Below are 5693 nucleotides of genomic sequence, written 5' to 3' on the forward strand. Positions count from 1 at the left end.
TTTTTATTAAGTAAGGTGTGTGTCTAATTACAAAAGCATTTTTTCAAAAGTGAAGGTGACTTTGCTAGTCCTAACGGAGTTATTGACATCGCGAATATTCACTAAAGATTCATAAGAAAACGAATCTCCCCCATCGCTCATTTCAATGTCAGTGGATTGGGATGCGCAATTTGCTACAAAGGTCAACACATTGCCGGTAAGGCTCCAAGTGCCTGTTAAGGTTTGTTTGCCCTGACAGTCATCAGCCAAATACCCTTGCTTGAAGGCGTAGTTTCTGTTATTCATAAAATCATAAACTAAATCCTGTTGGCATTCTGTATACTGCGCATAGATATCAGTGCCTGGGTTAGCGGTATTGTCATCAGTAATGTCTACTGCTTCTAAAGCCACTAAGCCAGTAAATTCCCAAGAACCGGAAAATTCAGTTTCTGTAGCATTTAGTTCTCCTGTTAACGCCACAGGACATTCTATGCCATCATCGGTGTTACAACTGACCAGAAAAAAAGTGGTCATTACCATTAAGGATTTCATCATTACATTTAATTTTCTCATGTTTTTTGTAGTATTTGAGTTCACTTATAAGATGCCTTAATGTTGAAAAGGTTGCTTTCAAAATAACATTAAAATTAATTGAAATTTCAAATTGCATTAAACTACTTTATAATTGATTGTTTAGTAATGTCATAAAAGATTGTCTGAGAATCTAATTTGTCTGGCTAATTTTGAACCCGCTGAAAATTAAGTTCAATTTCAACCATTGTATTTATTCTTCAATTATGTCAAGCAAGGTCAGCAACAGCAGTGAATCTCGGAAAATTTGTTAATGACTTGTTAATAACTTTAGAGGGTTCAAAAAAGTTTCGCACTCATTATAAAATAAGCATAGTACGGTTTTACCACAACAAGTTTACGGTTTTCCCGTAAATGAATGATATAATATTGCTATAGATTTACCGAGATGTAAAACTCCAAAAATCGTATCATATGAAACATCATTGCCCTCTTTTTCAATTCATAATTCTTTTACAAACTCTCAGAAAAGAATAACACCTCATAATTTCAGAGATTTTAAACTAGAAATAAAAATCAATAATCAGTCTTAATAACATAACACATGAAAAAACAAAACTACTTTTTAAAACTCGGGCTTTTAATCTGTGGACTATCAATCTTACTGACTAATTGTAGCGAAAATGAAGACGCTTTGCTCAAAGAGACGCAACTGGAAAGGACAATAACACAAATTTCTTTCGACGAATTCAAATCTAACATTTCTGCTACAGATAGTAAATTTGAATTTTACAGTCATTTCATTGACACAAATAAAAACGCTTTCCAAAAAAGCTCAAATGATAAAAGCACAGATGAATTCGCAAGTGCAACTATACTTACAGATAACATTATTAAAATACAAAAAAGAAAGTTTCACGACATATACATTCCCTATTTTAATCCAATCCAAGAACCATGAATTTTATAATTTGGTCCTTGTAGTAAATAATAACCAATTTATTTATAGATCACATATCTTGAGGTACACACCCTCCGATAAATGGCTATTTGACAGAACTCAGAATTTTAGTGGTAACGTTGAAATTATCAATAATAATTTATTTAATGTAGATAATTTAATAAAATCTGATGCAGAGGCACAACTGCGGCTAAGTAATGATTGTGTTGACGATGTTCTTATAAGTTATGATTGCAGCAATGGGATAGAAGGACATAGATCAGGAAATCCGGGCAAACCGATTTGTAGTGCAACAGGTTTTGATGAATACATAGAAATAACTTATGGATCTTGCCCAGATAAGGTGGTGGAAATGGTGATTTTGACTCAGGAAACCCTTCAGGAGAAGGAGGCATTACATCTGGTGGCGGAGATGGCGGCATAGTTACCGCTCCCAACATGGAAGCGTACACATGGCAAATGAAGAATTTTGAAAGTGGCGTCCTGGATGCTGGCCTAAGAGCATACTATAAGTCCGATTCCAACATCACTAACACGGTAAACACCTTCTTAAAACAAAATAATTTCTCTAATTTCTCCCAAACCGAAGCTAAGGCAGCCTTAACATTTGGACAAACCTTTTACCTAAATTTTCAGCAGTTCAATTGGGCATTCTTTAATCGTGACAGCGAAGCCATAGCCGAAATCAATAATTATCTCTCTGAAGTTATTCTCACAACTGATAAAATAGGATTTATTTCCGAAATGATTGATTTGATGAGTTTGGATATAGAGCCTGACACAAAAGCGCTCTCCTTTGTGCTCGAAGCATTTGAACAAAATAAAATTGAAAATACCTTTGACAGCGCATTTTTGTTTTCTGTGAATCAATATTCAGACTTGGATTTATCAGATGTCAACAATCATGATCCAGTAATTATTAACTATTTAGTTAAAGTTGCAGTTTTAAGATCATTAAATCCAGAATGGTCTAATACAAAGGTATTTTGGGAAGCTTCAAAAGATATTGTGCATATTGCACTTGATGTCTTTGGTGTGGTACCCGTTGTTGGTGAAGTTGCTGATTTAATAAACGGAGCCATATATGCCATAGAAGGTGATGGTGTAAATGCAACGCTTAGTGTAGCAAGTGCTATTCCTTTTGTGGGATATGGTAGTTTGGCAACAAAGTATGGTTTAAAAATTACAGCAAGCACATTAGGAACTCAGATTAAGCTGGTTTGGAAAATAACCGCCAATGGTATTGAATTTGGAAGTAGTTCAAAACTAAGAAAAGTTCTGGGAATAACATCTTCCAGTTTACAAGCTCATCACATAATACCTTGGGCAAAAAGAACACATCCTGCTGTTCAAAAAGCGGCCCTATCAAGTAATGCTTTTCATATGAATGAGGCATTAAACGGTATTCCATTAAATACTGCTTTTCATAGTGGTTCTCATCCAAATTATAGTAATTTGGTGCAACAATATTTAGATGCTATACCAACAAATGCAACACCTGAACAAGCATATACTGCAATATCAACTTTAATTTTAAATATTAGAACAGCTTTACTTAATAATCCAACAACCAGAATTAATGAATTGATTTTTTAGAATATGAAATATTACGTAATTAGGAATTCTTTAAATAGAAAAATCATTGGACATTATCCGCAGACAAAAGAAATCAAGTACAACTGTAACGTTTGGGATGAGCCAAAATTTATTGAACATGTACATTTTGAAAAAATCGATTTTGAACCTATAACTGCGAATCCGATACTTTATAATTCTTCAAAAGTAACTGATTTGATAGATGTTGTAGGAATGGGATTTACCAAAAAATTATTGTTAAGTTCAAAACTTAAGAATATCCTAGAAAAGCATAGAAGTTCTGGAATGCAATTTTTTCCGTCAAGTGTTATTCGTAATAATAGGTGTTTTGATAATTATTGGGTTTTAAACATGTTTGAGATTGACATGAATCTTATAGATTTCAAGAATTCATCAATTTACGAAACAATGAATGTGTTTAATAAATTAAAGTTAATTAAAATAAATTCTATTTCGGAGTTTGAAGAGCATTTGAAAATTATAGAAGAAAAGGGTTATCCACATGGTTTATTAATCGAAAAATTCAACTTAATTAAGAATAATCAAATAGATTTTTTTTCCATTCTTTATGTTGAAGGGGGTGTAAAATATATTGTTTCTGAATATTTAAAAAAAGAGATAGAAGATGCAAATTGTACTGGTATAGAATTTATGCCAGCAGAAATTAAATTAACTGAATGGCTGCAGGGTGGTGAACGAGAAAAAACTTATGGGAAAGCTTAATTAAGAGGTATAAATTATTCTTTGAGCAAAAAGAACGAAAAATTTAGTGCATCACAGAGCATATAATTCAAGAGCATTTCATGTAACATCTGAACGGAACTTTTAATAGTATTCTTCTTGGTGATTTGTAGAATCTAAAAACGGTTAAAACAAGTAAAGTCAAAGATGGGCAAAAAATTTGGTATAAATACAGGAAATATCCAAATGCAACTTATGCAAGTGCTGATATAGATTTTTTACTTACTGCCTTTTGGGATAAGGTTAAGATAGTAGGGTGCTATACCACACATATAGAGGACGCCATTATATTAATTGATAGAAAAGACTTTGATGGTATAGAACAAGATAAAGTTCAAACAGCAGGGTTTATGATTGTTGGGCTTATTCCTGGAGGTAAAGCTCTAAAACCAGTAACTAAAATTGTTGGCAATATTGTAAAGTACAGAAAAATAGTTAAAGTAACGGTTAATGGCGTTACCAAAAACATACCTTTGCCAATAAATATCGTTAACGGAATAGTAGAGTTTGGGTCTGATGGTTATAACAGGTCTCAATTACGAAAAATACTCAATATTACCGACAGTGCTATTCAAGCACATCACATAATACCGCTAAATTTTAGAAATAGCCCGTTAGTACAAAAAGCAGCAAAATCAGATAATGTATTTCATATAAGTGATAAATTAAATGGAATACCTTTACCTTCTACTAATCATTTAACGGGTCACAACACCATTGGAGGGTATAGTGATACTGTAAGTCAAGTTTTAACAGACATAAATCAATTTGTAGGGAATGATTACAATAAAGCTAATGACGAATTAGTAAATTTTATTTCCTACTTGGATAATTTGATAAGAAATAATTCGGACAAAAATTTAGGACAAATAGCTGATTTAATAAATTATACTGTTAACTGATGAAATATTATAAATTAAAAAATAGCTTCAAAACAAAAGAGATAGGAGTTTTCGCTCAGGCTGAAAGAATAAACAAACTTGGGGATTTAGAAAACATATATATTGACGGGCGAAAAAAGCCCATCAATATTCAGTGGGATATTCCCGAACCGATAATGAAAAACAAATCAAAACCCACAACTTATTTACATGTAATTCCTTTTTCAGATGATATTTTTTTAGTTTTAAAAAAATATTTTATTGACTTTTTAAAAGGATTTAATGTTGGAGACTTTAATCATTGGCCTTTAAAAGTACATCATAATGATAATATATTAACTGATTACCAGCTTTTCCATTTATCCTATCCAACAAAAGTTGATAATCTTATAAAATATGAGCAATCTGATTTTGTGATTTTGCCAAGGGGCGGACGTTTTGAAAATACACCAACCAAACCTGTTAGGCTAGAAAGTTATGAGAGCTTCAAAAATTTAAAAGAAGTACTCAACGAATCCAATGAAAATATAACAGTTTCCTATGATAAATTAGTAGTAGATTTTAGCGATCTGGACTTGGATTTATTCCGGTTTATTGAAGCTCCATTTACCAACGGATACTATATTTCCGAAAGGTTAAAAAACGCTATTGAAGAACAAAATTTTACAGGTATGGCTTTTCAAGAAATTGAGGAAATGGATAAACGAATAAAAGCTATTTATTAAAAATAAATAATTGCAAGGAATGTACTATGCTTACTATATATGAAATATTTTAGTGTATCAATTGAATGGTTACATTGAAGAAGCGTTATATAGTGGTCAGAATTTGAATTCATTTTTCAGAGATGTAATAAAACCCCGTTTGGGAATTAATTAATTTAATATGTGTTTAATTATGTTTTATAGTATAAGCAGAAGTGATAGCATTAATGAAATTGGACACTATCCTCAAGCAGATTTAAAAAAAGGTTATAACCCAAGAAAGAATGGTCATTTTATGGT

The 5693-nt window shown here is 31.9% G+C and carries 7 protein-coding genes; 6 read left to right on the forward strand and 1 reads right to left on the reverse strand.

The window, feature by feature from the left end; translation table 11 throughout:
- Positions 1 to 27: 27 nt before the first annotated feature.
- Complete coding sequence (locus A9996_RS18820) at positions 28 to 552, reverse strand: DUF5004 domain-containing protein (RefSeq protein WP_111626045.1); 525 nt, start codon at positions 550 to 552, stop codon at positions 28 to 30.
- 562 nt (positions 553 to 1114) lie between these two features.
- Between A9996_RS18820 and A9996_RS18825 the strand changes: the two genes are divergently transcribed.
- The 6 genes from A9996_RS18825 (at position 1115) to A9996_RS18850 (ending at position 5414) form a co-directional block, all read left to right on the forward strand.
- Positions 1115 to 1471 carry a hypothetical protein gene (locus A9996_RS18825; RefSeq protein ID WP_066438967.1) on the forward strand — a complete coding sequence of 119 codons (357 nt, stop codon included), beginning with the start codon at positions 1115 to 1117 and terminating at the stop codon, positions 1469 to 1471.
- Positions 1472 to 1529: 58 nt separating this feature from the next.
- On the forward strand, positions 1530 to 1895 hold the full coding sequence (locus A9996_RS18830; protein ID WP_157487256.1) for a hypothetical protein: 366 nt from the start codon (positions 1530 to 1532) through the stop codon (positions 1893 to 1895).
- A 35-nt stretch (positions 1896 to 1930) separates the two neighbouring features.
- Positions 1931 to 3067: an AHH domain-containing protein gene (locus A9996_RS18835; RefSeq protein ID WP_169817278.1), complete on the forward strand. Its 1137-nt coding sequence runs from the start codon at positions 1931 to 1933 to the stop codon at positions 3065 to 3067.
- A 3-nt stretch (positions 3068 to 3070) separates the two neighbouring features.
- Complete coding sequence (locus A9996_RS18840) at positions 3071 to 3790, forward strand: imm11 family protein (RefSeq protein WP_066438976.1); 720 nt, start codon at positions 3071 to 3073, stop codon at positions 3788 to 3790.
- A 368-nt stretch (positions 3791 to 4158) separates the two neighbouring features.
- A complete protein-coding gene (locus A9996_RS18845) occupies positions 4159 to 4710 on the forward strand; it encodes an AHH domain-containing protein (RefSeq protein ID WP_066438979.1) in 552 nt (183 codons plus the stop codon).
- Positions 4710 to 5414, forward strand: coding sequence for a hypothetical protein (locus A9996_RS18850; protein WP_066438983.1), 705 nt, complete (start codon positions 4710 to 4712; stop codon positions 5412 to 5414). Before A9996_RS18845 ends, A9996_RS18850 begins: the two co-directional genes overlap by 1 nt.
- The last annotated feature ends 279 nt before the right edge of the window (positions 5415 to 5693 follow it).

This window comes from Gelidibacter algens (assembly GCF_001678675.1).
In the GTDB taxonomy this organism is placed as follows: Bacteria; Bacteroidota; Bacteroidia; order Flavobacteriales; family Flavobacteriaceae; genus Gelidibacter; species Gelidibacter algens.